This window comes from Arthrobacter bambusae, from assembly GCF_030812595.1.
Taxonomy (GTDB): Bacteria; Actinomycetota; Actinomycetes; order Actinomycetales; family Micrococcaceae; genus Arthrobacter; species Arthrobacter bambusae_B.
This window is the reverse complement of sequence record NZ_JAUSSZ010000007.1, coordinates 134,932-160,764: the sequence shown is the minus strand read 5'-3', so window position 1 is coordinate 160,764 and position 25,833 is coordinate 134,932. Positions and strand designations below refer to the sequence as shown.

Here is a 25,833-nt window from a genome sequence, read left to right as displayed (position 1 = left end):
AAGTTCCTCCTGCTTGAAAGCATCAACAACCTGATCGTCGCAGTCGGGCCGGCACAGGGTCTGCCGACGAAAGTCGATTCCTTGCGCAACTTTTGTCTAATCTGCGCTGCGAGCCCGGCCGCCTAAACTGAAGAAATGGAGCCCGTGCGTGTTCTGATCGTCGATGATGAGGCCCTCGTGCGCCACGCACTGCGAATCTTCCTGGAGTCGGACCCAGCCACAGCTGTGGCCGGAGAAGCCGTAAACGGAATTGAAGCCGTCCAGCAGTACCGTTTATTGAAACCGGACGTTGTGCTGATGGACATACAGATGCCGGCAATGAATGGCGTCGAAGCGACAGAAACGATCACGGCCGAACATCCGGAAGCACGAGTCCTTGCGGTGACCACGTTCTCCTCCGAAAGTCACGTCATCGCCGCGCTCAGAGCAGGAGCCTCCGGCTATCTCGTAAAAGACACGCATCCCGATGAGATCGTCTCCGCGATCTTGGATGTGCACGCTGACAGGTCAGTGCTCTCGCCCCGCATAACTCGTGGACTCATTACAGCCGTCCGTGACATGGCCGACCCCGGCGGACACATAGCGCTCGCTCGCGCCCAAGCGCTCACCGAACGCGAACTGTCGATCGTGAAGTTTCTCGCGCAGGGTCTGTCAAACGCCGAGATAGCAAATGCTCTCTACCTCTCAGAGGCGACCGTCAAGTCAAACCTCGGCCGCATCATGAACAAATGGGGCGCGCGCGACCGCGTCCAAGTACTTATCCACGCTGTGCGCACACATCTCGTGACGTTGTAGCAGGCGCGATCCCTGCGCTCAGCTATTCCCCTGCCCCGACCCACTCGACCGTGCCGTCGCTGAAGAACTGTTCTTTCCAGATGGGCACTTGGGCCTTGATCCGATCGACGAGTTCAGAGCACACCGCGAAAGCCTGCCCGCGGTGTGCGGCAGAAACGGCACAGACGAGCGCAGGTTCGCCGATCTCCAGCATGCCGATCCGGTGCGCCGCCCAAATCCGGACCGGCTGCGCCGCTTCCCCCGAGTGCTCCGCCACGAGCCGGGCCACGACGTCGGACATGACCTGGTACGCCGTGGGGTGGGCACTGTAGCTGAGCCGGTCAACGGGCTTGCCGCCGTCGTGGTTCCGCACCACGCCGCTGAAGCTCACCACTGCTCCCGCGGTGTCCGATTCCACGGCCGCAATCGCCTGGTCCACGGAAATCGGCTCCGGACTGAGGACCGCGCTGATGATCTCGAAGTCGGTATCAATGGCCATGACTTCCCTCCAACTGCTCGCATAGGTGGGCAATGACTGGATCGAGGACGGCAAGGCCATCCATGACGCCCTTGGGGGAACCGGGCAGGTTCACTATGAAGGTCTTGCCGGCGGTCCCCGCATGGCCTCGGCTCAGCATCGCCATGGGGGTCTTTGCGGCTCCCGCCCGGCGGATGCCCTCCATGAGCCCCGGAATTTCACGGTCGAGGAGAGGCAGTGTGACCTCTGGAGTGCGATCATCGGGGCTCAGCCCGGTGCCGCCGCTGGTGATCACGACGGCGGGTTCCTGGGTGAGCAGCGCACGGATGGCCGCGCCGACGGGCTCACCGTCAGGCACCACCATGACCGGGAAGGTCTCATAGCCGTGTTCGGCCAGCCAGTCCAGGATGACCGGGCCGGTTTCGTCGCGGTAGATCCCTGCCGCGGCACGGGTGGAAGCAATGACGACGCCGGCCTTCCGTGGACCGCGGCTGGGCTCACAGGCGCTCATGCGCGTCCACCGTCGCCCTGGGCGCCTGACGCAGGGGCAACGACCCAATCACCGCTTTTTCCGCCGCTCTTCGCCAGTACCTGGATGTTGCTGATCACGGCGTGCTTGTCCACTGCCTTGATCATGTCGTAGACGCTCAATGCGGCCACCGAGGCAGCAGTCAGGGCTTCCATTTCCACGCCCGTGACGCCTTTGGTCTTGACTGTCGCCATGACGACTACAGTGTCCTCGCCGAGTTCAAAATCCACCGTGACCTTCGAAATCGGCAGCGGGTGGCACAGCGGGATGAGATCCGGAGTCTTCTTCGCCGCCATGATCCCGGCAACGCGCGCGACGGCGAGGGCATCGCCCTTGGGAAGCTCACCGGCACCAAGCAGGGCGAGCACCTCGGACGTGCTGCGGACGGTGGCGGTTGCGGTAGCCTCGCGCGTGGTCACGGCCTTTCCGGAGACGTCGACCATCTGGGCAGTTCCGTCTTGGCGCAAATGCGTGAGGGCGCCGCCAATGTCTTGAGTGTCATTCACAACATCCATACTTCCACTTCCGCGCCGGCGTCGAGTTCCGTGACGGCTTCAGGAACCTGGACGAGAGCGTTCGAGTTCGCGAGCGCATGGATCAGATGAGAGCCTGGCCCCCCTTCCAGCCTCACCGTTCCCCCTGGAAGAAGCGTGCCACGACGGACCTGGTGCTTGCCGGCCGGAGAGGTCAAAGGCTCCGCGAGGCGTGCCCGCAGGCTCGGCCGCGGAGCAGGGCTTCCGACGACGTCGGCGAGCGCCGTGCGAAGGAACATTTCGAATGAGACCAGGCAGCTCACCGGATTGCCCGGGAAGCCCAGGAAAGGCAGGCCGTCGAACGTTCCGATCCCCTGGGGGCCGCCGGGCTGCATGGCCACCGACACGAATTCGATCGGCTGGCCGTCCATGGCCTGCCGGACCACCTCGTAGGCGCCCTTGCTGACGCCCCCTGTGCTGACGATGAGATCGATTGTTTCGCTCCGGCTGCGCAGGAGTTGAAGCAGCTGGGCGGGATCGTCGCCGCTGATCCCCGTCCGCGTGACGCGGAGGCCGGCCTGCCGCATGGCGGCTTCGAGCAGGGTTCCGTTGGAATCGTAGATCTTGCCTTCCGGCAGCGTCGTACCGGGTTCCACAACCTCATCGCCGGTGGTCACCAAGAGCACGTGCACCGGCTTCCGGACTTCGACCGAGGTGATCCCCAAGGCAGCGAGCAGCCCCAATGGCCCGGGCCCGAGGGCCGTTCCCGCGCGCAAGGCGACGGTTCCCGCACTGATGTCGCTCCCGGCGTCGCGGACGAAGGTTCCCGGCTCTGTTGTGGGAAGACGGACCGTTGCTGCCGTCCCCGGGGCGGGGAAGGCATCTGGTACTGCCTGCTCGATGGGCACGACGGCGTCGGCCCCCTCGGGCATCATGGCACCGGTCATGATCGGGGCCGCGGTGCCGGGCAAGAGTCGGGCCGGTGCCGCGCCGGCCGGGACGGGATCCACTACCGTCAGCTCCGCACCGGCGTCGCTCCCCGGGTGGGGAGGCAGGTCCGCTGAACGGACGGCAAAACCGTCCATCTGGGAGTTGGCGAACGGCGGCAGGCTGAGCGGGGCCAAGACGTCGGCGGCAAGTAACCGGCCAAGCGCCCCCATCAATGGCAGTTCCTCGGTGCCTTCTTTGTGTGCAAGGCCGGACAGCAGCTCCTGGACGGCTCGGCGGTGGGCTGCGACGGATCTTGCCACGAGGGTTCCTCCCGGATTGTTTCGCTCAGACCTACACAGCCTAGTGTCAGTTGGCGGTGACGTGGATGGTGTGGAACCCCGTGGCGCCGTCCGGGGCTACGGGAGTTCGGGCTTCGGGCTGCGGCGCACCCGTGGCATCGGTGGCACGGACCTGGACTTCATGGTTTCCGGAGCCCAACTCAAGACCCAGCTGCCACTGGTACCACGTGTCCGAGGAGATCCCCGGCGCGAGCTTGGCTTCCTGCCAATTCCCGCGGTCGACGCGCAACTCCACCCGCGAAACGCCACGGTGTTGAGCCCAGGCGACACCGCCGAACTGGACCGTCCCGGCCTTGACCGAGCGGCCGTCCCGGGGAACATCGATGCGGGACTGCGTCTTGACGGGCCCGTGGTCGCTCCAACCGCGCGGAACCCAGTAGCCCTGGTCGTCAGCGAAACGGGTGACCTTCAGCTCCGTCAGCCATTTGGTGGCCGAAACATATCCATAGAGGCCTGGGACGATCATCCGGACGGGGAAGCCGTGCTCCAGCGGCAAAGGTTCGCCGTTCATTCCGACGGCGAGGATCGCGTCGCGATTGTCGGTGAGCGCTTCGAGGGGGGTCCCGGCAGTCCAGCCGTCAGTGCTGCGGGACAGCACCATGTCCGCCCCGGGCTTGGGTCCAGCCATGGCGAGGAGTTCGCGGACCGGCCAGCCCAACCAGAGGGCATTGCCGATCAGGTCTCCGCCGACTTCGTTGGACACGCAAGCGATGGTCACGTAACGCTCGATCATCGGTTTGGCGAGCAGCGTGGCGAAATCCAACTGGACTTCGCGTTCCACCAGGCCGGTCACCTTGAGGGTCCAGTCCGGCGGATTCACGGCCGGCGGGATCAGGGCAGTGTCGATCCGGTAGAAGTCCGGGTTCGGCGTGACGAGCGGCTGGAGACCCGCCAAGGTGAGTGCGGCGCCGTCGGGAATCTTTTCCGGCGGGTTTACGGGGGTGGGCAGGGCCAATCGGTTGCGGAAATCCGATACCACCGTTCCTGCCCTACGCACCACCGTCGTGACCACCCCTGCGGCGACTGCCGCGATCGCGGTTCCACCCAGCAAACGCATGAAGCTTCGGCGGGCCAATGGCGCGTCGGCCGCCTCGGGCACGGGGCGCCAGGTTTCAAGCCGTTGGACCAGGAGCCGGAGGAAAAGCATGGTGACCATGGTGGCCACCACGGGGGCGACCGCCGCTGTGGGTGCGGCCTGGGCGCGGGTCAGCACGGCCGCCAGCCCCGCTGCTCCCGCGAGCAAGGCGAGCGCCAGCCCCGCCCCCTTTCGCCGATACTCCAGGATGCCGGAGACGCCGGCGAGCACCACAGTCACCAGGGCAATGCTGACGATCAAGGCAAGTTTGTCCGCGGTGCCGAAAAGGCTGACGGCCAGTTCCTTGGCCCAACCAGGCACTGCGTCGATGACCACACCGCCCAATGCGGTGACGGGCGAGACTGCCGGGCTCAGGAGGCCGGCCAGCAACTCGCCGGCCGCCACCCCGAGTCCGATGGCCACCACGCCACACGCCGCCGCCCATCGGGGAGCCGTCCTGGTGCTGGTTTTCTTCGAAGTGGTCCTGCTCATGGTGTGCCTGCCTGTTCGGGGCTCTCTGCCGGAACGGTCTCGGCGGGAGCTGCCTGTATCTGAAATGTTCCGGCACGGGACGCGCTCGCCGGGGAACCTGATGGAAGGCGGAGGGTGAAGCGGCAGCCCTCCCCCGTGTTCGCCACGGTGACAGTGCCGCCGTGCGCCTTCACAATGCCCGCCACCATGCTGAGTCCGACTCCTGCGCCGTTGTATCGCGGCGGACCGCCTTCGTCCGGCCTTCCGGCTCCCCGGGAGCGGTCTTTTTGCCAGCCAGTCTCGAAAACATGGGCGAGATCCTCGTCGTCGATGCCGCCGCAGCTGTCCACGACGTCGACGACGGCGTCGCTTCCGTCGCGTCCGACGCGAACCAGGACCCCGCCGTCGGGCCGGCTGTAGATGATCGCGTTGAGCAGGACGTTCCGGACAGCCCTTCCCAGGCTGGGGCCGTCCGCGACCGCCATGCACTCGCGGTCCCCGCCGCCGTCGAGCCGGATCCCGCGCTGCGCGGCGAGCGGGGCGAGATCGGCGATGGCGTCGCTCACAAGGTCGTACAGGTCCAGCGATTCCGCGCTCAACCGGAGTGTTCCCGCCTGGATTTTGGACAGTTCCAAGAGGTCGTTCACCATGACCGCCATCTGGTCCGTCTGGGCGATGATCTTGCGATAGTACGCGGGGACGTCGGATGCCATGCCGTCTTCCAGCGCTTCGGCCATGGCCCGCATGCTGGCCAAGGGGGTCCGGAGGTCATGCGAGATCCAGGAGACCAGCTCGCGGCGGGCGGTTTCAATGGCCGCCTCGCGTCGACGGGATTCCTCGAGTTTGATGCTGCTTGCTTCGAGTTCCTGGGCGAGCTGGGCGAGCTCGGAGTTCATTGCCGGTCCGGCCCGCCGCGAAGCCGATTGGGTCAGGAACGAGCCATCGAGGGCTTCTCCGCTGCCGAGGCGTCGCGTTGCGGCCACGAGCCGGATGGCGTTGCGGGACACCCCGGCCCCGAGGACAAGGGAAATCCCGATCGCCACGGCCGAGGCCACCCCGAGGATGTACCACATGACCTCAAGGTCCACGGCGGAAATAAACATCGCATTGAAGGCACTCACCATCCCCGCCACGAGAACAGCGACGGTGGCCACCACCACGAGGCAGATCTGGACCAGGATCGACGCGCCGCGCAGGAACCGCAGCAAGGCGAGGGTCAAAGCGCCGATGAGGACAGCCCACAGCAGCATCCAGCCCAGGATCGTGAACATTTCAGTTGCCTGCATGTCCAGCGTCCTTCGCGTCAAATCGGTAGCCGACTCCCCAGACTGTCTTGAGCAACACCGGGGTAGTGGGGTTGTCCTCGATCTTTTCGCGCAAGCGGCGTACGTGGACGGTCACGGTGGACAAATCCCCGAAGTCCCAGCCCCAGACCGCCCGGATGAGGTCCTCGCGGCTGAACACTTGGTTGGGCCGACGGAGCAGGAAGGCCAGCAGATCGAACTCACGCACCGTAAGCATCAAGGGCTTGCCATCCTGGAGCACGGTGCGCGAGGCCGGGTCCAGTTCGAAGCCGGCAAGCTCCACGGGAGGTTCCGGGCTGAATTCCCGGATGCTCCGGCGCAATACGGACTTCACCCTGAGGACGAGCTCGCGGGGTGAGAAGGGCTTGGTGACGTAATCGTCCGCTCCGGTTTCCAAGCCCAGGATCCGGTCGTCCTCAGTGCCAAGTGCGGTGACCATGATGATGGGAACGCTCATGGCAAGGCGCAGCCTGCGGCACACTTCCACGCCGTCGAGCCCGGGGAGCATCCGGTCCAGGATGACGAGGTCGGGCCGCCTGGCGGCCGCGAGGCCCAGCGCGGTGAAGCCGTCGCCGGCCAGATCGACCTGGAAGCCTGCTTGGACCAAATAGTCCCGGACGACGTCGGCGATGGTCTGTTCGTCTTCGACCAGGAGAATGCGGCGATTGCCAAGGTCGGCAGCGTGCGGGGCGGGCTGCATGTTCACACCTTCAGCATAGATTCGCAAGGTGCCCACGGTATGTGTTCCGGACGCCCCAGGGCCAACCGTATGCATTCCGTAAGAAGTCGCGCTGTGCGTTGCCTTCCGCCGTAATCGCCGCTGAACATGACCGCCGGGATATCACGCTTGGGCGGCGCCTGGCGTAGCCTGAAGCCATGAGTGTTCAGCTAGGCATGCCGTTGCCGCCCGCGGGCGACGGGACGGGACGCAGCATGGCTGCGCCCCCGCCGCGCCCTGCCGGGACCCCCGCAGGCCTGTTCGACCGCTACGGGCGCCGGGCCACCGATATGCGCTTGTCGCTCACGGACAAATGCAACCTCCGCTGCACATACTGCATGCCGGCCGAGGGCCTCGAATGGTTGTCCAGACAAGCCGTCATGACGGCGGCCGAGATTATCCGCCTGGTACGGATCGGCGTTGAACAGCTCGGGGTCCGCCAACTTCGCCTCACAGGCGGCGAACCCCTGGTGCGTGCCGACCTCGTGGACATCATCTCGGCCCTCCGCCAGGCGCACCCCGAACTTCCGATCTCCATGACCACCAACGGCGTCGGTCTCGACAAGAAGGCGGCGGCGCTCAAAGAAGCCGGGCTCTCGCGCATCAACGTGTCCCTCGACTCCTTGCACGAAGAAACGTTCGCAATGCTGACCAGGCGACCTTTCCTGGATAAGGTGCTGGCCGGCATCGACGCTGCGTGGGCCGCAGGCTTGGGCCCGGTCAAGATCAATGCCGTCCTCATGCGGGGAATCAACGACGCCGAGTCCCCCGGGCTCCTGGCCTGGGCTCTGGAACGCGGCTATGAACTGCGCTTCATCGAGCAAATGCCGCTGGACGCCGATCACGGTTGGACCCGGCGGGACATGATCACCGCGGCGGAGATCCGCGAACTGCTTTCGCGCGACTTCGTGCTGGGTCCGGACCCGCGGGCACGCGACGGCGCACCGGCCGAACGATTTGAAGTACGACGCCGGGACCGGGCATCTGCCGAAGCCACGGGGCCGCTCCTGGGCACCGTCGGAATTATCGCCTCCGTCACCGAACCCTTCTGTTCCGATTGCCGGCGCACCAGGATTACGGCGGAAGGCAAGATCATGAGCTGCTTGTTCTCCCGCGAGGAATTCGACCTCCTCGGCTTGCTTCGGCACGGAGCCGGCGACGAGGAACTCGCCCAACGCTGGCAGGACGCCATGTGGATCAAACCCAAAGCGCACGGCATGGACCACACGGGCCTCGGCGCCGCCGACTTTGTCCAGCCGGACCGCAGCATGAGCGCAATCGGAGGCTGAAAGTTTGCTCGTAAGATACTTCGCTGCCGCGCGCGCCGCGGCGGGCGTCGAAGAGGAACACCACGACCTTCCGGAAGGAACCGGCCTGGACGGACTGATCGCGGCTGTGCTCGCCGTCGAACGTCCGGAACCACCGGCCGGCACGCCGCCCTTGGCCCGGATCATCTCCCGCAGCAGTTTCCTGCGCAACGAGGTAGCAGTCCGCGACCGCTCGGCCGCTCTTGACGAGAACGACGTGGTAGACGTCCTCCCGCCGTTTGCCGGGGGCTAAGCCGAAGCGGCCATGTACGCTCAGACGCGCCTGCAGACGGAGATCATGAACGGGCTGAATGTCTGAGCATCTCCGAGCCTGAGTTCCGCCATGTGGGTCAGCACCCCGCCGTCCACATTGAAAGTGTGTCTCGCGGTCCCGCGGGGGCTGCGCCGCTCAAGCCTCAAAGTGCCGTCTTGCCAATACCCCCGGGCCGGGGCTTCCGGTGGCCGGCCCATGCTGTCCACGTAATACCACAACGTCTCCCCGTGGTCCGGATCAACTGTAAAGACGCCGTGCCCCTCGAAATGGGTGCCGTCGGGCTCAATGTGCCGGTAGCTCTGCACCAAGGCGTAGCCTCCCGCAGCGCGGGAAAAAGTCACCTCGGCCTCGGCGGTCCGGGCAGGTCCCCAAGGCGAGGCCGCGAGCTCTGTACTCCCCCGCCAATGCCCCAGGAACGCCTCCAGCGCGGTGTTTGCATGACTCTTAAATGGCTCGTTCATGGCGACTCCTGCGCGGGACGATGGATACCCACCATCATGTTCCCCTTGGGCAGGCGCGTCCAGCCTCCCCCGGGACATGCCCCCTCTTTGAAGGCAGGGATGGACATATCAGGGTTATGCCCACTCCTACGCTCCAACGAGGGGCATGTCCCCTGGCCGCATCCAGCTGCACCACCGGACATGCGCCCTCTTCCAAGCCAGGGATGGACATATCAGGGTTATGCCCACTCCTACGCTCCAACGAGGGGCATGTCCCCTGACCGCATCCAGCTGCACCACCGGACATGCTCCCTGCTCCAAGCCAGGGATGGACATATCAGGGTTATGCCCACTCCTGCGCTCCAACGGGGGGCATGTCCCCTCGCCGCATCCAGCTCCCCCACCGGACATGCTCCCTGCTCCAAGCCAGGGGTGGACATATCAGGGTTATGCCCACTCCTACGCTCCAACGGGGGGCATGTCCCCTAGAGGCCGAAGGTCTCGGTTTCTTCGAAGGGCCCGACGACGGTCACGGTGCGGGGGGCTGCGGCGAGCACTCGGGCGAGTTCCTGGACCTGTTCGGCCGTGACGGCCTTGATACGGTCCAGCGTTTCGTCGATGTCCTGGAATTCGCCGGAGACGAGTTCGGCGCGGCCAAGGCGGGACATCCGGGAACCAGTGTCTTCAAGGGCAAGGACGATTCCGCCGCACAACTGGCCGACGGCCTTCCGCAGTTCCTCGTCCGTGATTCCGTCGGCAGCGAGCTTGTCCAGCTCGGCGCCCAGGAGTTCCAGGACCTGCTTGACCTTCGACGGCGTGCAGCCCGCGTACATGCCGAAATAGCCTGCGTCCGCATAGGCGGAAGCAAAGGAATAGGTGGAGTAGACGAGTCCCCGCTTTTCGCGGATCTCCTGGAAGAGGCGGGAGGACATACCGCCGCCAAGGACCGCGTTCAGGACGCTCATCACGAAGCGCCGATCGTCGGTAGCCACGATCGAAGGGCAGCCCATGATGATGTTTGCCTGTTCCACGGGGCGCTTGATCACATGCAGCCCCGCGGTGCCGGTGATATCCGCCTGCGCGGTGGAGCGGCGTTCAACGGGGGCAGCGGTGTCTTTCAGCTCCCACCCGGCCGTCCGCAAGGCATCGAGCACGAGGCGGCAGACGACGTCGTGGTCCAGGCCGCCGGCGGCGGTGATGACGATTTCGTCCGGCCGGTAGTAGCGCTGGTAATGTGCCCACACGGAATCGCGCGACACGGCCTTGATGGCGGCAGGGGTGCCGCCGATGGGGCGTCCGAGCGGATGCACGCCGAGTACGGCGGCCACGAAGTTTTCATGTGCGACGTCGGTGGGATCATCGCTGTCCATGGCGATTTCCTCGAGGATCACGTCGCGTTCCTGCTCAAGCTCGGCAGGATCCAGCACGGCGCCGGTGATCATGTCGGCAATGACGTCGATGGCCATGGGGAGGTCCGTGTCAAGCACGCGCGCAAAGTAGCACGTGCTTTCCTTCGCGGTGGCCGCATTCGATTCACCTCCGACCTCGTCGAAAGCAGAAGCGATTTCCAGGGCTGTGCGCCTCTTGGTGCCCTTGAACAAGAGATGCTCGAGGAAGTGGGTTGAGCCGTGCTGGCCGTCTGCCTCGTCGCGCGAGCCGACCCCCACCCAGAATCCGATGGTTGCCGAACGTTGCCCTGGCATGGCCTCGGTGAGCACCCGAACACCTCCCGGAAGCACTGAACGCCGGACTTCGGAGCCGCCTTCGGCACCATGGATCAGTTCGCCGCCGGGCACGGTCTGCGCCAATGGGAGGGGTACGACAGTCATCAAGACCTTTCAGTTCTGGGGAAACATGGTGCCAAATCTGGCTGCAATCGTATCAGCGGGCGCATCGCCGCTTGGGCGGGAGCCCAATTAGCACACCGTTGTTAAAACCGGGCAGGACCGGTGGACATGTCCACCGGTCCTGCCCGTGATTGCCGGTTCAGGCTACTCGGCGGAAACTTCGGCCGCCTCGGCGGAAGCTTCCTCGGAGGCAGCGCCTTCTTCCTCGGCCACAACCGGGGAGAGGGAGAGCTTGCCGCGGTCGTCGATCTTGGTGATCTCGACCTGGATCTTCTGGCCCACGGAGACCACGTCCTCGACGTTGTCCACGCGCTTGCCGCTGGCCAGCTTGCGCAGCTCGGAGATGTGCAGCAGGCCGTCCTTGCCCGGGGTCAGGGAAACGAACGCGCCGAAGGTAGTGGTCTTGACGACCGTACCCAGGTAACGCTCACCGATTTCCGGGACCTGCGGGTTGGCGATGGCGTTGATCGCGGCGCGGGCTGCTTCCGCAGACGGACCGTTGGTAGCGCCGATGTAGACGGTGCCGTCGTCCTCGATGGAGATGTCGGCGCCGGTGTCTTCCTGGATCTGGTTGATCATCTTGCCCTTGGGGCCGATGACCTCGCCGATCTTGTCAACCGGGATGTTGACGGCGATCACGCGCGGTGCGAACTCGGAGAGCTCGTCCGGGGTGTCGATGGCGGCGTTGATGACATCCAGGATGTGCAGGCGGGCTTCGCGTGCCTGCTTCAGGGCTGCGGCCAGGACCGAGGCGGGGATGCCGTCGAGCTTGGTGTCCAGCTGGATGGCCGTGACGAACTCGGAGGTACCGGCGACCTTGAAGTCCATGTCGCCGAATGCGTCTTCGGCGCCGAGGATGTCGGTCAGGGCAGCGTAGCGGGTCTGGCCGTCAACCTGGTCGGAAACCAGGCCCATGGCGATGCCGGCAACAGCGGCCTTCAGCGGAACACCTGCATTGAGCAGCGAAAGCGTGGAGGCGCAAACGGAACCCATGGACGTCGAACCGTTGGATCCGAGGGCTTCGGAAACCTGGCGGATGGCGTACGGGAATTCCTCGCGGGACGGCAGCACCGGAACCAGGGCGCGCTCGGCGAGTGCGCCGTGGCCGATTTCGCGGCGCTTCGGGGAACCGACGCGGCCGGTCTCGCCGGTGGAGTACGGCGGGAAGTTGTAGTTGTGCATGTAGCGCTTGCGCGTCACAGGAGACAGCGAGTCGATCTGCTGTTCCATCTTGAGCATGTTCAGCGTGGTGACACCCATGATCTGGGTTTCGCCGCGCTCGAAGATGGCGGAACCGTGAACGCGGGGCAGGACCTCTACCTCGGCCGTCAGCTGGCGGATGTCAGTCAGGCCACGGCCATCGATGCGGATCTGGTCCTTGAGGATGCGCTGGCGCACAACCTGCTTGGTCACCGAACGGAATGCTGCGGAGAGTTCCTTCTCACGGCCTTCGAACTGGCCGGCGAGGGCGCCAAGGACTTCGTCCTTGAGCTCGTCGGAAGCGTTGTCGCGCTCCTGCTTGTCGGCGATCTGGAAGACAGCGGCAAGCTTCTCGGCGGCTGCGGACTCCACTGCGGCGTAAACGTCGTCCTCGTAGTCCAGGAAGACCGGGAACTCAACGGTCGGCTTTGCAGCGCGGGCGGCCAGGTCTGCCTGGGCGTCGCACAGGGCCTTGATGAACGGCTTGGCAGCCTCGAGGCCTTGAGAAACGACCTCTTCGGTAGGAGCGGTGGCGCCTTGTTCCTTGATGAGGTTCCAGGAGTTGTCCGTGGCTTCGGCTTCGACCATCATGATGGCGACGTCGTCCCCGTCGGAACCCGACACAACACGGCCTGCGACAACCATGTTGAAGACGGCGTTCTCAAGCTGGGAGTGCTTCGGGAAGGCAACCCATTCGGTGCCCTGTTCGTCGGCGATGAGGGCAACGCGGACGCCACCGATCGGGCCGGAGAACGGAAGGCCGGAAAGCTGGGTGGACATGGACGAGGCGTTGATGGCCACGACGTCGTAGAGCTCGTCCGGGTTGATCGCCAGGACGGTGACGACGATCTGGACCTCGTTGCGCAGGCCCTTGACGAACGCGGGGCGCAGCGGGCGGTCCATGAGGCGGCAAGCCAGGATGGCTTCGGTGGACGGGCGGCCTTCACGGCGGAAGAACGAGCCCGGGATGCGGCCGGCGGCGTACATGCGCTCTTCGACGTCGACGGTCAGCGGGAAGAAGTCGAAGCCTTCACGCGGGGACTTGCCGGCGGTGGTTGCGGACAGCAGTGCGGTGTCTTCGTCGATGTAGACCATCGCGGCACCGGCTGCCTGCTTGGCGAGGCGGCCGGTTTCGAAGCGGATAACACGCTTGCCGAAGCGGCCGTTGTCGATGATGGCTTCTGAGAACTGGATTTCGGGACCCTCCATTGAGAGTCACCTCCGTTTCTTGTTTAGCGGAAGTCCTCCCGCATCGACCCAGGCCAGCGTCTGTTCCTGGCCTGTACGACACCCGGTCATCGATCGAGACCCACGGGCCGCGCCTTCGTCACCGAAGGCTGCTCCCGGGGATCACTACCGAGGACCGCGAATGCGCGATGCGGTTGGGCTCCTGATAAGTGTTGGATTTAGTTATGGAGAAAAGGCGGCCCGGTCCGCGGAGGATCGGGCCGCCCGAAGTCAAACTAGCGGCGCAGGCCGAGGCGCTCGATGAGCGCACGGTAGCGGGCAATGTCAGTCTTCTTGAGGTAGCCCAGCATGCGCTTGCGACGACCAACCATGGCCAGCAGACCGCGCTGGGTGTGGAAGTCGTGCTTGTGCTCCTTCATGTGCTCAGTCAGATCCTTGATCCTCTGAGTCAGGACTGCAATCTGGACCTCCGGCGAACCAGTGTCGCCCTTGGACGTTGCGTATGCCTCGATGATGGACTGCTTAACAGCGGCTTCAAGTGCCACATGAACTCCTAGAGTTGTGCCGTGCGTCCCGATTCAGCGCCTCGCTGCCGGGTTGTTCGTGCCGATGACCGCACACAAAACAGGTCCAGCCGCCACGGACTGCAGCCGGATCCATCCCTCAGTTTACCGGCAGCCCGGCGATGTTGTCGAAAGCTGCCGTGTGACCCTGATCAAAGCTGATCAAAGCCAGGCGCCGGTCACTGCCCGATCTCGGTCCGGACCGCGAAAAGTTCCGGGAAGAACGTCAGGTCAAGCGCCTTCTGCAGGAAGGACACTCCGCTCGAGCCGCCGGTTCCCGTCTTCATGCCGATGGTTCGCTGGACGGTGCGGAGGTGCCGGAAGCGCCACAATTGGAAGTTGTCTTCCAGGTCCACCAGTTCCTCGCAAGCTTCGTAGGCCGCCCAATTGTCTGCGGCGTGTTCGTAGATGTGCTTGAAAAGGGGCAAGAGCGCCGGGGCGAACTCGTGGGCCTGCGTGACATCCCGGTCCAGGACGGACCGCGGAACCTCATAGCCGTGCCGGTCCAGGTAGGCCAGGAATTCGTCGTAGATACTCGGGGCGTTCAAGAGCTCCTCGAGCATGGACCTGGACTCCGGATCCGATTCGAACACCGGCAGCATCCTGGCGTTCTTGTTGCCGAGGATGAACTCGACCGCCCGGTACTGGGCCGACTGGAACCCGGAGGCATTGCCCAGGAAGCCGCGGAACTGGGAGTACTCCGTAGGGGTGAGCGTGGCGAGCACCGACCATTGCTCGGTGAGGGTCTTCTGGATGTGCTTGACCCGTGCGATGCCCTTGAGCGCGGATCCAAGATCGTCTTGGCGCAGCCAGGCGGCCGCACTGCGGAGCTCGTGCAGGACAAGCTTCAGCCACAGCTCGGTAGTTTGGTGCTGGATGATGAACAAAAGCTCGTCATGGTGCTCGGGCCTGCTGACAGGTTGCTGGGCGCTGAGCAGCAAGGGCAGCTGGAGGTAGGAGCCGTAGCTCATGCGTGAGCTGAAATCCCTGACGATGCCTTCGTCGAGTGGACGGGTGTTCTTCTCAACGCTCACGGCCCGCTCCCGCCGCTACTTGTCCAGCAGGAGGTCGCGGGCCTGGACGACGTCCAGGCGCATCTGCTCCACAAGCGCCTCGGGTCCCCGATACGCGACCATGCCCCGCAGCCGCGCGGTAAATTCCACCACGACGGACTGGCCGTAGAGGTTGAAGTCCTCCACTGCCTCCTCCGGGCGATCGATCACGTGGGCTTCCACCTGGCGGCTGACGCCGTCGAACGTGGGGTTGGAACCCACCGAAATCGCGGCGGGCCAGCGGGTTCCGGATTCGTCCACCAACCAGCCGGCGTAGATTCCATCCGCAGGGACGTAACCCGTAGCGCCGTGGTCCAGGTTCGCCGTGGGAAAGCCCAGGGCGCGGCCGCGTGCAGCGCCGTGGACCACTTCGCCGCGCATCCTGTGCGGGCGGCCGAGGACCGCGGCCGCGGTCTCGACGTCGCCTTCGGAAAGGGCCTCGCGCACCCAGGTGGAGGAACAGCGGCGGTCCGTGCCGCCGTCGTCGTGTACTGGAAAGCCTTCCGCGCCGAACTCATTGACCACGTGGACCCCGAACCCCAATTCCTTGCCGAGCTCCTGCATGGTGCCGACGTCGCCGGAATTTCCCACACCGAAACGAAGATCGTGGCCTACCACCACGTGTGCCGCATGAAGGCCGTCCAGGAGGACCTTGACGACGAATTCCTCCGGTGTCATGGCGGCAAGGGCGAGGTTGTATTTCATGACGAGGACAGCGTCCACGCCGGTGCCGGCCAGGGCATCGAGTTTGTCCTGCAGTCCCATGAGCAACTCCGGTGCGGAGTCGGGCCGATGGACCAGGGCCGGGTGGGGGTCGAAAGTCACGACGACGGACCGCGCGCCATGCTGGCCTGCTGTGCGCAATAGTTGCGTCAGCACCTGCTGGTGCCCGCGGTGGACACCGTCAAAGTTGCCGATGGTAACGACGCTCGGACCGAAATCCTCGGGGACCTCGGTGGGATCGTTCCAGATGTGGACCATCAACCTCGCCTTTTACTGCTGGTATTCACTATGCCCGGCGCCTGGTCCGGCGCCGGATTTTCTCTAAGGTTACCCGCTGCCCCGGGGCTGGCATGCCGGTTTGCGGTAGCCCGATTCCTAGTGCGGGATCCGTGCCGGGCGCCGACGGTAGAGCCAGAGCAGGCCCAGGACCGGCAGGATCAACGGCACAAAGCCGTATCCGCGTCCGAACGACGACCACACTGTGTCGTGCGGGAAGGCCACCGGATCGAAGAGGCTGATTGCCCCAACCACCACTACACCCAGCATCTCCACGACGACGGCCGCGAGGGATACCTTGAACCACGTGCGGCCCGGCTTCGCGAGGGAGACCGTGGCCACGATGTACACCACGGCGGCGAAGGCCGAGAGGATGTAGGCCAAGGGAGCATCCGGGAACTTGGTCAGGATCTGGTAGCCGGCACGGGCCGTGGCCGAGATCGCGAACACCGCGTAGACCGCGATCAGGAGCCTCCCGGGACCGGTATTGCGCGTGTCCCGGTTCTTTTTCTCGGTGGTTTCAACAGTCACTTCGTGTGCTTCTTCCAATGTCAGTACCAGATCTGGTTCATGCGGGCCGCCATGACCAAGGCGGTGACGCCCACGGCGCCCATGACGAAATTGCTCCAGCGGGTCCGCTCCAGGATGGACCAGTACACCGCGGCGATGGGGAGTATGAGCGCCGTGATGATGTAGCCCCAGAATTCCCAGGGTTCCCCTGCGATCTTTTCACCCATCGCGACGCGGATAATCGATCCCACCAGATAGACCAGCAGGACGAGTTCGACGGCGGCGACGGACAGGATCGTGACGTCGTTGGGGGTCTTCTTCATGATGCCCGCCACGACGCAGATGACGGTGGACAGCAGGCCCACAATCAGGACAGCGTAAAAATATCCGTCCATGGCTAGTCTGCCTGCTTTTCGTTGTCAGGAGCGAACACGAGGACGGGCTTGGCGAAACTCCCCGCATCGGCCAGCAACGCCACCAGCTCACCTTCCGGAGAGAACGCGGCGGCCGGGTTCTCGGCGGTGGCCGCGCCGGGCGTGCCGGCATCGGGTCCAGCGGCGATCCTGCGCCCGAAAGAGATTTCGGTGGTTTCAGCCTCGCTCAACTCCCGGTTGGGCATGAGCGCCCGGGCGGCTGCGGACATGTCGAGGACCTCCAGGTCCTCGGCAAGCTGTTCGAGGGTGCGGGCTTGAGCCAGGGAGTACGGCCCCACTTGGGTGCGGCGCAGCGCCGTCAGATGGCCTCCGACGCCGAGGGCCTCGCCAAGGTCCCGTGCCAGCGCGCGGATGTAGGTGCCCGAGGAACACTCGACGGTCACGTCGATGTCCACCACCCTGCCGTCGTCGACCCTCCGGATGGCGTGGATCTCGAAACGGTGGATGGTCACCGGCCGGGCGGCGAGCTTGACTTCCTGCCCCGAACGGACGCGCGCGTAGGACCGTTCGCCGTTGACCTTGATGGCGCTGACGCTGCTGGGAACCTGCTGGATCTCGCCAGTGAGCTGCGCGACGCCGGCACGGATGGCTTCCTCAGTGATTGCAGCGGCGCTGCGGCTTTCGGTGACGTCGCCTTCGGCATCGTCCGTGATGGTTGATTCGCCGAGCCGGATGGTGGCGGAGTACGTCTTGGACGTGCCCACGATGTACGTCAACAATCGCGTGGCCTTGTTGATGCCAAGCACAAGCACCCCGGTGGCCATGGGGTCCAAGGTCCCCGCGTGGCCCACTTTCCGGGTACCGGCCAGTCGCCGCATCCGTCCAACCACATCGTGGCTGGTCCATCCTTGCGGCTTGTCAACGATTACCAGTCCAGAAAGCACGCTTCCCAGTATATCCGCGCCGCGGCATGCATCCTGCGGCCCGCGGCTCCCGCCCTGCACCAGTAAGCAACCCGCTCCACGGCTAAGATGGCTCCCATGCCTGAGCTTGCCGCACACGTCCGCGAAGTGCCCGTAAACCAGATCCGCGAGATCACGGAGGCCGCGTGGAACACCCCCGGAGCCATTGTCCTCAGCATCGGCGAGCCCGGCTTCGCGCTGCCCCGGCACGTCCTGGATGCGGGGATCGCGTGCCTTGACAGGGACGAGACCAACTACACCCCCAATGCCGGGATCCCGGCCCTGCGTGAGGCCTTTGCTGAGCGGTTCCGTGCCCACAACAAGGTGGATGTGGGAGCCGAGCGCGTGTACGTCGTGGACGGAGCCCAGCAAGGGCTGCACTTCGCGATGAGCCTGCTCCTCTCCCCCGGAGACGAAATCCTGATACCCAATCCGGGCTACCCCACTTTTGTCATGACAGGCCATTTGCTGCATGCAGTCCCGGTGCGGTATCCGCTCTACCCCGAGCACCAGTTCCAGCCCCGCATCGAGGACATCGAGGCACTGATCACGCCCCGCACCAAGGTGTTGGTCCTGAATTCGCCGTCCAATCCCCTGGGTGCGGTCATCTGCGAGGAAACGACGCGCCGGCTCGTGGAATTGGCTGTCAAACACGATCTATGGATCATTTCGGACGAATGCTACGAAGCCTTCACCTTCGACGTCCCGCACACGAGTCCGGCCCGCTTCGACAGCAGTGTTCCCGGGGAGGCCCGGGTCTTCACGTCCCTGACTTTGTCCAAGACCTACGGGCTGACCGGACTGCGGATCGGCGCCCTCATTTGCCCGCCGGGACTGGAGCGGACGATGAACAACGTCATGGAAGCGATCGTTTCCTGCGTGGCTTCGCCTTCCCAGTACGCCGCCGTCGCGGCTCTGACTGGCCCGCAGGACTATGTGGATGCTGCGCGGGAGCATTACCGTTCCAACCGCGACGCAGCCTCGGCGGTGCTTGCAGGGAAAGGCATCCCCTTCCTGGGCGCCCAAGGGGCTTTCTATCTTTGGGCCGACGTTTCCCACGTGAGCGGCGGGAACGTGCGCTCCTGGGTACGCCAGTTCCTCAAGGATTCCGGAGTGGCCGTGGCGCCGGGCACCGCGTTCGGCTCCATCGGCGAGGGTTGGATCAGGATTGCCTTGTGCGGGGATCACGAGCAACTGCTCGACGGCGTCGCGCGGCTCCCGGCACGGCCCTAGCCTTCAGTACCGGGTCCGGTTCTTGTGCCCGCGCCAAGCGTCGAAAGGAGCCTCGGATGCAGCGACCTCGGTATGTTGGACGGGCAACAGTTCGGGCCTGTTGCCGCCGAAGTATTCGTAGAACACGGCATCGTCGAAGCCTGCAGCTGCGGCCCCGTGCCGATCCGCAGCAAAATAGACACGGCTTACGCGCCCCCATAGGGCCGCCGAGAGGCACAAAGGGCACGGTTCGCAGCTTGAGTAGAGCACGGAGCCACTGAGATCGAAGCTTCCCAGTTCCGACGCGGCGCGCCTGATCGCTACCACTTCGGCGTGGGCAGTGGGATCGTTGTCGCGGGTGACCCGGTTGACGCCATCATGGAGCCGCCCGTCCGGAGTGACCACGACGGCGCCGAAAGGACCGCCGCCGTCGGCCACGTTCTGCACGGCGAGCCGCAGTGCGTGTTCAAGGTAGTCTTCGGGACTCTGAGCTGCATCGTGCGCCGCCATGCTCCGATCTTAGCGACGGCCCATCGATTTGGCCCGGCTTTTCACGGTGAAACCCCGGCTCTTGAAGGTTAAACACAGCAAGGCCGGGTCCGCAGTGACAATACCTGCGGATCCGGCCTTGCCCGGGAAGTCGGAGGACTACTTGCCGCCGTCTTCGTCGATGTCTTCATCGGCGCGGAGGTCGATGTCTTCTTCATCAAAATCGTCTTCGTCGATGTCCGCGTCTTGCGGGGCATCGCTCTTGTACGGGTCTGCATCGCCCGCATGCTTGGCACCGGCGGCCAGGGCGGCCACCTCGGCGTCGCGCTGCTTGGCGGTGCGCAACAGCTCCTCGAGGTTTGAGGCGTTGACCGGAATAAGGTCGGCGACGAATTCCAAGGTAGGAGTCAGCCGCACGGTGATGTTGCGGCCCACTTCCTGTCGCAAGACACCCTTGGCCTTCTCCAACGCCTTGGCAGCATCGGCATGGGCCACCTCGTCACCGAAGACGGTGTAGTACACCGTTGCGTGCTGCAGGTCATTCGTCACGCGGGCATCGGTCACAGTGATGCCCTCAACCCGAGGATCCTTGATCCGCCGGCCCAATGCCTCAGCAACAACAACCTTAATCCGCTGCGCCAACTTGGCAGCGCGTGCCGGATCAGCCATTTCTACTCCTAATAAAAATTGCGTACGACGGCGATAGGGCAACGTGCGTACTTAAGTCTAAAAATGCCTCAAGTCGAAGAGACAGGAAGCGTACGGCGAGATACCCACCGAGGCCCGCGGAGCCGATATGGGGGCCCGGGAGTGGCATCGGGCCTGCCGGAGCTGGGCTGCTGACGTCGTCAGACGTCAGCCGCCCAGCGAAGGGGCGGGGCCCCCATATCGGCGGAGCGGGCCGGACCGCCCCCCATATCGGCGGAGCGGGCCGGACCGCCCCCACGACTCGGCGGAACGGGCCGGAGGCCCTGCCCCCTATTTGCCGAGCTTAGGCGCGCGGCTTCTCGCGCATCTCGAAGGTCTCGATGATGTCACCTTCGGCGATGTCGTTGTACGAGCCAAGACCGATACCACACTCGAAGTCCGTGCGGACTTCAGTGGCGTCATCCTTGAAGCGCTTGAGCGTCTCAACGGTGAGGTTGTCGCCGATGACCTTGCCGTCACGGCTGACGCGTGCCTTGCTGTTACGGCGGATGATGCCCGAGCGGACGATGGAACCGGCGATGTTTCCGAACTTGGAAGAACGGAAGACTTCGCGGACCTCGGCGGTACCGAGCTGGACTTCCTCGTACTCCGGCTTGAGCATGCCCTTGAGGGCCAGCTCGATGTCATCGATTGCTGCGTAGATGACGGAGTAGAAGCGCATGTCCACGCCTTCACGGTCGGCAAGGTCGGCCACGCGCTCGGCGGGCTTGACGTTGAAGCCGATGATGATGGCGTTGTCCACCGTGGCGAGGTTGACGTCGTTCTGCGTGATGGCACCCACACCGCGGTGGATGACGCGCAGCTGAACGTCGTCGTCGCCGACGTCGATCTTGAGCAAGGCGTCTTCGAGGGCTTCAACAGCACCGGAAACGTCACCCTTGAGGATGAGGTTGAGGGTGTCGATCTTGCCCTCGGCCACAGCCTTGTCGAAGTCTTCGAGGCTGATGCGCTTGCGACGCTTGGCCAGGGCCGCGTTGCGGTCGGCTGCCTCACGCTTTTCAGCGATCTGGCGGGCCGTACGCTCGTCGGAGGTCACCAGGAAGGTGTCACCTGCACGCGGCACGTTGGACAGACCCAGGACCTGGACCGGACGCGACGGGAGCGCGATGTCCAGGGCGTTGCCGTCTTCGTCGAACATGGCACGGACGCGGCCGTGGGCCGTACCTGCCACGATCGTGTCACCAACGGCCAAGGTACCGGACTGGACGAGGACGGTGGCCACGGAACCGCGGCCCTTGTCCAGGTTCGCTTCGATGGCAATGCCTCGAGCGTCCTTGTCGGGGTTGGCGCGCAGGTCCAGAGCGGCGTCCGCAGTCAGCAGGACGGCGTCGATCAGTTCGTCGATGTTGAGGTTCTGGCGGGCAGAGACCTCAACGAACATGGTGTCGCCACCGTATTCTTCGGGAACCAAGCCGTACTCGGTGAGCTGGCCCTTGACCTTGTCCGGGTTCGCGCCTTCCTTGTCGATCTTGTTGACCGCGACGACGATCGGCACGTTGGCCGCCTGTGCGTGGTTGAGTGCTTCCACCGTCTGCGGCATGACGCCGTCGTCGGCTGCGACAACCAGGATGGCGATGTCGGTGACCTTGGCACCACGTGCACGCATGGCGGTGAACGCCTCGTGACCTGGGGTGTCAATGAAGGTGATGTCGCGTGGAGTGCCTTCGTGGATGTGGCTGATCTGGTAAGCACCGATGTGCTGCGTGATGCCACCGTGTTCGCCTGCAACCACGTTGGTCTTGCGGATGGCGTCGAGCAGCCGGGTCTTACCGTGGTCAACGTGACCCATGACCGTGACCACCGGGGGACGCGGTTCGAGGACGTCGTCGCCTTCGGCTTCGAGTTCGGCGTCGAGGTCGATGTCGAAGGAGTCGAGGAGCTCGCGCTCTTCGTCTTCCGGCGAAACTACCTGGATCTTGTAGCCGAGTTCCTCACCCAGCAGGGCGAAGGTGTCTTCGTCCAGCGACTGCGTGGCCGTTGCCATTTCACCGAGGTGGAACAGGACGGTCACCAGTGCGGCGGGGTTCGCCTCGATCTTGTCGGCGAAGTCCGTGATGGAGGAGCCTCGACGGAGCCGGACCACGGTGTTGCCGTCGCCGCGGGGCACTGATACGCCGCCCAGCGACGGAGCACTCATCTGCTCCAGTTCCTGACGCTTTGCACGCTTCGACTTGCGCTGCTTGCCGCGTCCTGCGCCACCCTTGCCGAACGCACCCTGGGTACCGCCGCGTCCGCGGCCGCCCTTGCCGAAGCCACCGCCGGCGGGAGCTCCGCCGCCGGTGCCTGCGCCAGGAGCGCCACCGGGGCGGCCGGGGCCGCCACCGGGACGGCCGGCGCCACCGGGACGCCCGGCTCCACCGGGAGCGGGACGCTCGGTGCGGTTGGGCATCATGCCCGGGCTGGGACGGTTTCCTGCGGGGCCACCTGCCGGACGCGGAGCGCCTGGACGGGGAGCACCGGGGCGCGGAGCACCCGGACGCGGGCCACCGGAACCGGCTGCGGGGCGGGGACCGCCTGCGCCGGCCGCGGGACGCGGACCGCCGGGACGTTCACCGTCAGTGCGGCCACCGGAACGGGGCATGCCCTGCGAGGTTGCGAAGGGGTTGTTGCCGGGACGGGGAGGACGCTCGCCGTCGCCACCACGGCCGCGGGGCATGCCCTGCGAGGTTGCGAAGGGGTTGTTGCCCGGACGGGGGCCGCCGGGGCGCGGTGCCTGGCTGCCAGGACGTGCCGGGGCAGGGGCTTCGGCCTTCGGAGCCGGACGGGCGCCCGGCTTGGCGGAGAAGGGGCTTGCTGGCGCTGCCGAAACGGGTGCTGCTGCCGCAGGCGCTGCCGGGGCGGGAGCCGGGGCCGGGGTTTCAGCCTTGGGGGCGGGAACCGGAGCCTTGGGCGCTGCGGGGCCCGGAGCCGGGCGGGATGCTGCGGGTGCCGCCGGGGCTGCGGCGCGGGGGGCTGCCGGAGCAGCCGCCTTTGCGGCGCTGGCCCCCGGGTAGGCGTCGCGAAGCTTCTTCACGACCGGTGCCTCAATAGTTGAAGAGGCGGAGCGAACGAATTCGCCCAATTCCTGCAGTTTCGTCACTGCATCTTTGGAAGTAATACCGAGCTCTTTGGCGAGCTCATGTACGCGGACCTTGGCCACATTTCTCCTGTCTCGGTCCGCACCGAGCCAGGCACGAACCGTCTAATTCTTACTGCGGGCCCCTGCCGCGAACGCGGCGGATAGGCCCTGTGCAGAGCGCAACAAAGTTGTCATCGTTGCGCACTCATCGCTGGGAACTCATCGGGTTTCCATCAGTTTTCTGACCCGCTTTCAGGTTTGGACGGTTTTCCTGCTTCCACGGGGGTGTCCGCAGGGGGTATGACTGCCGCCAGGTAGCTTTCGACGGCAGTGATTTCACTTGCGCCCGCGAGGGCCCTTGCGAAAGCACGCCGTTTGCTTGCCAGCATCAGGCACGTGTTGCTGGGGTGCAGCCACGCACCCCGGCCAGCCATCCGGCGTCGTTCATCCACCAGGACGACGGGAGACCCGCCGCCTTCGGCGACAAGCCGGATCAACTCGCTCCGCATGCCTTGGTTCCGGCATCCGATGCAGGTGCGCACAGGCTGGCGCCTGGAGTGAAGCAGTTCAGTCACTGGGTGTATCAACCTGCCTCAGTGTCTTTACCTGTCTCTGCGGTTCTGCTTTGCCCGGCGCACGCCGACATCTTGTCGGGATTGTTGCCCTCAAGTCGCGAGTACGCCAAAGCACACGGATACCGGGCATAGGCCCGGTTCCATCTATTCTAAGCCCCCGAGGGCCCGGCCACCGAATCCACGGGGTCCTGCATCGTCTGGATCCGGGGCTGGCCCTATCCGGCTTATGGCACCGTCTGGATTATTCAGTTGCCCTTGGCGGGAGCGGCGTCGGAGACGATGTCGATCCGCCAGCCGGTCAGCTTCGCCGCAAGCCGGGCGTTCTGGCCTTCCTTGCCGATAGCGAGGGAAAGCTGGTAGTCGGGAACAACCACCCGGGCGGAGCGCGTGGCTTCGTCGGTGATAGTGACGGAATTCACGCGCGACGGCGACAGGGAGTTGGCGATGAAGGTCGCCGGATCCTCGCTGAAGTCCACAATGTCGATCTTTTCGTCGTTGAGTTCGGTCATGACGGCCCGCACTCGCGATCCCATTTCGCCAATGCAAGCACCCTTGGCGTTGATGCCAGGGGTGTTGGCTTTGACGGCCATCTTGGTCCGGTGCCCGGCTTCGCGCGCGAGCGCCACGATCTCGACGGAACGGTCCGCGATCTCCGGGACCTCCAGTTCGAAAAGCTTCCGGACGAGGCCCGGGTGTGAACGCGACAGCGTGATGGAGGGCCCCTTGGCGCCGCGGTGCACGTCCACCACAAATGCGCGAAGGCGGTTGCCGTGGGTGTATTTCTCCCCCGGGACCTGCTCGGGCGGCGGCAGCAGGGCTTCCACGGAACCGAGGTTCACCTGGATCATGTGCGGGTTGTTTCCCTGCTGGATCAGTCCAGCGACGAGTTCACCTTCACGGCCCTTGAATTCGCCGAGGACGTTGTCGTCCTCGACGTCGCGCAGCCGCTGCAGGATGATCTGCCGTGCGGTGCTCGCCGCAATGCGGCCGAAGCCCGCAGGAGTGTCTTCGAACTCGCCGACGGATTCGCCGTCGTCGTCTATTTCCGTGGCCCAGATGGTCACGTGCCCGCTCTTGCGGTCCAGCTCCGCACGGGCCTTTTCGAAAGCGCCCGGCGTCTTGTGGTAAGCCACCAGGAGCGCCTGCTCGATGGTGGGGATCAGGAGGTCCAGCGGGATTTCACGCTCACGCTCCAGGAGTCTCAGCGCACTCATGTCAATATCCATTAGGCCTCCTCGGAAGGTCCGTTGTACTCGTCTTCCAGCACGGCCTCGTTGAGGTGGCTGAACTCTATCTCGACTTTTCCTTGGCGGATCCTGTCGAAAGGAATTTTCACGGGCTCGCCCTGCTTGGGCTTCATGCCCTTCTTGACCTCTTGCTCGGGAACCAGCGTGACGCCGTCGTCATCGACGGACTGGATACGGCCCGTCAGGTTCTCGCCCTGGATTACATTGACCTTGACCATGCGTCCGCGGGCCCGGTGCCAGTGACGGGGCTCCGTGAGGGGCCGGCCAACGCCCGGCGAGGAGACCTCGAGGTCGTAGGGGCGGCCATCGGTGCCGGGATCGTTGTCCAGGATGTCCGAGAGGGCCCTGGAGATTTCCGCGATGACGTCCAGGCTGACGCCGCCGGTTTCCTCCTGGGGCAGGTCGATGACAACCTGGACTACCCGATGCGAACCGGCAACCTGGATGGCAACATCCTCAAGATAGAGCCGGCTTGCGAGGACGGCAGGCTCCAAAAGCGCCTTCAGCCTGCTCTCCTCGGGGCTGCGGACCTCGTGTTGTGCTGGACGCGTCGGACCCGTTCCAGCCTGGTCTGTTGAAGTCGTGGCTTCCGAATGACTCACTGGCCAGCCGCCTCCCGATAGATGATGTTGTGACTACTAGCTTAACGATATTTACGGCGGCGTGGTGCACGGGGCCTCCCTGCGGCAGACGCAAGTTGTCCGTGAGCGTGACACC

Annotated in this window: 26 protein-coding genes; 4 read left to right on the top strand and 22 right to left on the bottom strand. The window is 64.9% G+C overall.

Annotation, left to right across the window (positions count from 1 at the left end; all coding sequences use genetic code 11):
* Positions 1-135: 135 nt before the first annotated feature.
* Complete coding sequence (locus tag J2S96_RS11470) at positions 136-795, top strand: response regulator (protein WP_306863210.1); 660 nt, start codon at positions 136-138, stop codon at positions 793-795.
* A gap of 22 nt (positions 796-817) precedes the next feature.
* On the opposite strand, the gene J2S96_RS11465 is transcribed toward J2S96_RS11470, so the two are convergent.
* Genes J2S96_RS11465 through J2S96_RS11435 form a run of 7 tightly spaced genes read right to left on the bottom strand, consistent with a single transcriptional unit; the run spans position 818 to position 7,093 of the window.
* Positions 818-1,273 carry a molybdenum cofactor biosynthesis protein MoaE gene (locus tag J2S96_RS11465; protein WP_306863207.1) on the bottom strand — a complete coding sequence of 152 codons (456 nt, stop codon included), beginning with the start codon at positions 1,271-1,273 and terminating at the stop codon, positions 818-820.
* Positions 1,263-1,763: a MogA/MoaB family molybdenum cofactor biosynthesis protein gene (locus tag J2S96_RS11460; RefSeq protein ID WP_306863204.1), complete on the bottom strand. Its 501-nt coding sequence runs from the start codon at positions 1,761-1,763 to the stop codon at positions 1,263-1,265. Before J2S96_RS11460 ends, J2S96_RS11465 begins: the two co-directional genes overlap by 11 nt.
* On the bottom strand, positions 1,760-2,296 hold the full coding sequence (moaC, locus tag J2S96_RS11455) for a cyclic pyranopterin monophosphate synthase MoaC (protein ID WP_306863201.1): 537 nt from the start codon (positions 2,294-2,296) through the stop codon (positions 1,760-1,762). Before moaC ends, J2S96_RS11460 begins: the two co-directional genes overlap by 4 nt.
* Complete coding sequence (locus J2S96_RS11450) at positions 2,284-3,504, bottom strand: molybdopterin molybdotransferase MoeA (RefSeq protein ID WP_306863198.1); 1,221 nt, start codon at positions 3,502-3,504, stop codon at positions 2,284-2,286. The genes moaC and J2S96_RS11450 overlap by 13 nt, the downstream gene beginning before the upstream one ends.
* A 46-nt stretch (positions 3,505-3,550) precedes the next feature.
* Positions 3,551-5,110, bottom strand: a complete 1,560-nt coding sequence (locus tag J2S96_RS11445) for a molybdopterin-dependent oxidoreductase (protein ID WP_306863195.1) — start codon at positions 5,108-5,110, stop codon at positions 3,551-3,553.
* A complete protein-coding gene (locus J2S96_RS11440) occupies positions 5,107-6,375 on the bottom strand; it encodes a sensor histidine kinase (RefSeq protein ID WP_306863192.1) in 1,269 nt (422 codons plus the stop codon). The genes J2S96_RS11445 and J2S96_RS11440 overlap by 4 nt, the downstream gene beginning before the upstream one ends.
* Positions 6,362-7,093 carry a response regulator transcription factor gene (locus J2S96_RS11435; protein WP_306863416.1) on the bottom strand — a complete coding sequence of 244 codons (732 nt, stop codon included), beginning with the start codon at positions 7,091-7,093 and terminating at the stop codon, positions 6,362-6,364. Before J2S96_RS11435 ends, J2S96_RS11440 begins: the two co-directional genes overlap by 14 nt.
* A gap of 176 nt (positions 7,094-7,269) precedes the next feature.
* On the opposite strand from J2S96_RS11435, the gene moaA reads away from it, so the two are divergent.
* On the top strand, positions 7,270-8,400 hold the full coding sequence (gene moaA, locus J2S96_RS11430; protein ID WP_370873084.1) for a GTP 3',8-cyclase MoaA: 1,131 nt from the start codon (positions 7,270-7,272) through the stop codon (positions 8,398-8,400).
* A 4-nt stretch (positions 8,401-8,404) separates the two neighbouring features.
* Entirely contained in the window at positions 8,405-8,671 is a 267-nt protein-coding gene (locus J2S96_RS11425) for a MoaD/ThiS family protein (RefSeq protein ID WP_306863189.1), read from the top strand.
* Positions 8,672-8,691: 20 nt separating this feature from the next.
* Here J2S96_RS11425 and J2S96_RS11420 read toward each other — a convergent pair whose 3' ends face one another.
* From J2S96_RS11420 to truB, 9 genes are all read right to left on the bottom strand, one after another.
* Positions 8,692-9,153 (bottom strand): DUF1579 family protein, encoded by a 462-nt coding sequence (locus J2S96_RS11420; RefSeq protein ID WP_306863186.1) that lies wholly within the window; start codon positions 9,151-9,153, stop codon positions 8,692-8,694.
* Positions 9,154-9,617: 464 nt separating this feature from the next.
* Positions 9,618-10,961: a M16 family metallopeptidase gene (locus J2S96_RS11415; RefSeq protein ID WP_306863183.1), complete on the bottom strand. Its 1,344-nt coding sequence runs from the start codon at positions 10,959-10,961 to the stop codon at positions 9,618-9,620.
* Between the two features lie 162 nt (positions 10,962-11,123).
* Complete coding sequence (locus J2S96_RS11410) at positions 11,124-13,388, bottom strand: polyribonucleotide nucleotidyltransferase (protein WP_306863180.1); 2,265 nt, start codon at positions 13,386-13,388, stop codon at positions 11,124-11,126.
* 254 nt (positions 13,389-13,642) lie between these two features.
* Positions 13,643-13,912 (bottom strand): 30S ribosomal protein S15, encoded by a 270-nt coding sequence (gene rpsO / locus J2S96_RS11405; protein ID WP_028266602.1) that lies wholly within the window; start codon positions 13,910-13,912, stop codon positions 13,643-13,645.
* A gap of 197 nt (positions 13,913-14,109) precedes the next feature.
* Positions 14,110-14,964 (bottom strand): tryptophan 2,3-dioxygenase, encoded by an 855-nt coding sequence (kynA, locus tag J2S96_RS11400; RefSeq protein WP_306863170.1) that lies wholly within the window; start codon positions 14,962-14,964, stop codon positions 14,110-14,112.
* Between the two features lie 15 nt (positions 14,965-14,979).
* Positions 14,980-15,963, bottom strand: a complete 984-nt coding sequence (locus tag J2S96_RS11395) for a bifunctional riboflavin kinase/FAD synthetase (protein ID WP_306863167.1) — start codon at positions 15,961-15,963, stop codon at positions 14,980-14,982.
* Positions 15,964-16,080: 117 nt separating this feature from the next.
* Complete coding sequence (locus J2S96_RS11390; RefSeq protein ID WP_370873083.1) at positions 16,081-16,530, bottom strand: hypothetical protein; 450 nt, start codon at positions 16,528-16,530, stop codon at positions 16,081-16,083.
* A gap of 2 nt (positions 16,531-16,532) precedes the next feature.
* Positions 16,533-16,886, bottom strand: coding sequence for a hypothetical protein (locus J2S96_RS11385; RefSeq protein ID WP_306863162.1), 354 nt, complete (start codon positions 16,884-16,886; stop codon positions 16,533-16,535).
* Between the two features lie 2 nt (positions 16,887-16,888).
* Complete coding sequence (gene truB, locus J2S96_RS11380; RefSeq protein ID WP_306863159.1) at positions 16,889-17,809, bottom strand: tRNA pseudouridine(55) synthase TruB; 921 nt, start codon at positions 17,807-17,809, stop codon at positions 16,889-16,891.
* Between the two features lie 96 nt (positions 17,810-17,905).
* Here truB and J2S96_RS11375 point away from each other — a divergent pair, with 96 nt between their 5' ends.
* Positions 17,906-19,060, top strand: coding sequence for a pyridoxal phosphate-dependent aminotransferase (locus J2S96_RS11375; protein WP_306863155.1), 1,155 nt, complete (start codon positions 17,906-17,908; stop codon positions 19,058-19,060).
* A gap of 3 nt (positions 19,061-19,063) precedes the next feature.
* On the opposite strand, the gene J2S96_RS11370 is transcribed toward J2S96_RS11375, so the two are convergent.
* From J2S96_RS11370 to rimP, 6 genes are all read right to left on the bottom strand, one after another.
* Complete coding sequence (locus J2S96_RS11370; protein ID WP_306863153.1) at positions 19,064-19,549, bottom strand: nucleoside deaminase; 486 nt, start codon at positions 19,547-19,549, stop codon at positions 19,064-19,066.
* 138 nt (positions 19,550-19,687) lie between these two features.
* Positions 19,688-20,197 (bottom strand): 30S ribosome-binding factor RbfA, encoded by a 510-nt coding sequence (rbfA, locus tag J2S96_RS11365; RefSeq protein ID WP_306863151.1) that lies wholly within the window; start codon positions 20,195-20,197, stop codon positions 19,688-19,690.
* Between the two features lie 322 nt (positions 20,198-20,519).
* Positions 20,520-23,375 carry a translation initiation factor IF-2 gene (infB, locus tag J2S96_RS11360; RefSeq protein WP_306863148.1) on the bottom strand — a complete coding sequence of 952 codons (2,856 nt, stop codon included), beginning with the start codon at positions 23,373-23,375 and terminating at the stop codon, positions 20,520-20,522.
* A gap of 152 nt (positions 23,376-23,527) precedes the next feature.
* Positions 23,528-23,869 carry a YlxR family protein gene (locus tag J2S96_RS11355; RefSeq protein ID WP_306863146.1) on the bottom strand — a complete coding sequence of 114 codons (342 nt, stop codon included), beginning with the start codon at positions 23,867-23,869 and terminating at the stop codon, positions 23,528-23,530.
* 245 nt (positions 23,870-24,114) lie between these two features.
* Positions 24,115-25,095 (bottom strand): transcription termination factor NusA, encoded by a 981-nt coding sequence (nusA, locus tag J2S96_RS11350; RefSeq protein ID WP_306863142.1) that lies wholly within the window; start codon positions 25,093-25,095, stop codon positions 24,115-24,117.
* A complete protein-coding gene (rimP, locus tag J2S96_RS11345; RefSeq protein ID WP_306863140.1) occupies positions 25,095-25,718 on the bottom strand; it encodes a ribosome maturation factor RimP in 624 nt (207 codons plus the stop codon). The genes nusA and rimP overlap by 1 nt, the downstream gene beginning before the upstream one ends.
* Positions 25,719-25,833: the final 115 nt, after the last annotated feature.

What these genes read in the sequence shown, in the direction of transcription:
- J2S96_RS11470 (WP_306863210.1), top strand. Translation starts at nt 136, where the DNA reads ATGGAGCCCGTGCGTGTTCTGATCGTCGATGATGAGGCCCTCGTGCGC.
- J2S96_RS11465 (WP_306863207.1), bottom strand. Translation starts at nt 1,273, where the DNA reads ATGGCCATTGATACCGACTTCGAGATCATCAGCGCGGTCCTCAGTCCG.
- J2S96_RS11460 (WP_306863204.1), bottom strand. Translation starts at nt 1,763, where the DNA reads ATGAGCGCCTGTGAGCCCAGCCGCGGTCCACGGAAGGCCGGCGTCGTC.
- moaC (WP_306863201.1), bottom strand. Translation starts at nt 2,296, where the DNA reads ATGGATGTTGTGAATGACACTCAAGACATTGGCGGCGCCCTCACGCAT.
- J2S96_RS11445 (WP_306863195.1), bottom strand. Translation starts at nt 5,110, where the DNA reads ATGAGCAGGACCACTTCGAAGAAAACCAGCACCAGGACGGCTCCCCGA.
- J2S96_RS11440 (WP_306863192.1), bottom strand. Translation starts at nt 6,375, where the DNA reads ATGCAGGCAACTGAAATGTTCACGATCCTGGGCTGGATGCTGCTGTGG.
- J2S96_RS11435 (WP_306863416.1), bottom strand. Translation starts at nt 7,093, where the DNA reads ATGCAGCCCGCCCCGCACGCTGCCGACCTTGGCAATCGCCGCATTCTC.
- moaA (WP_370873084.1), top strand. Translation starts at nt 7,270, where the DNA reads ATGAGTGTTCAGCTAGGCATGCCGTTGCCGCCCGCGGGCGACGGGACG.
- J2S96_RS11420 (WP_306863186.1), bottom strand. Translation starts at nt 9,153, where the DNA reads ATGAACGAGCCATTTAAGAGTCATGCAAACACCGCGCTGGAGGCGTTC.
- J2S96_RS11415 (WP_306863183.1), bottom strand. Translation starts at nt 10,961, where the DNA reads ATGACTGTCGTACCCCTCCCATTGGCGCAGACCGTGCCCGGCGGCGAA.
- J2S96_RS11410 (WP_306863180.1), bottom strand. Translation starts at nt 13,388, where the DNA reads ATGGAGGGTCCCGAAATCCAGTTCTCAGAAGCCATCATCGACAACGGC.
- J2S96_RS11395 (WP_306863167.1), bottom strand. Translation starts at nt 15,963, where the DNA reads ATGGTCCACATCTGGAACGATCCCACCGAGGTCCCCGAGGATTTCGGT.
- J2S96_RS11385 (WP_306863162.1), bottom strand. Translation starts at nt 16,886, where the DNA reads ATGGACGGATATTTTTACGCTGTCCTGATTGTGGGCCTGCTGTCCACC.
- J2S96_RS11375 (WP_306863155.1), top strand. Translation starts at nt 17,906, where the DNA reads ATGCCTGAGCTTGCCGCACACGTCCGCGAAGTGCCCGTAAACCAGATC.
- J2S96_RS11370 (WP_306863153.1), bottom strand. Translation starts at nt 19,549, where the DNA reads ATGGCGGCGCACGATGCAGCTCAGAGTCCCGAAGACTACCTTGAACAC.
- rbfA (WP_306863151.1), bottom strand. Translation starts at nt 20,197, where the DNA reads ATGGCTGATCCGGCACGCGCTGCCAAGTTGGCGCAGCGGATTAAGGTT.
- nusA (WP_306863142.1), bottom strand. Translation starts at nt 25,095, where the DNA reads ATGGATATTGACATGAGTGCGCTGAGACTCCTGGAGCGTGAGCGTGAA.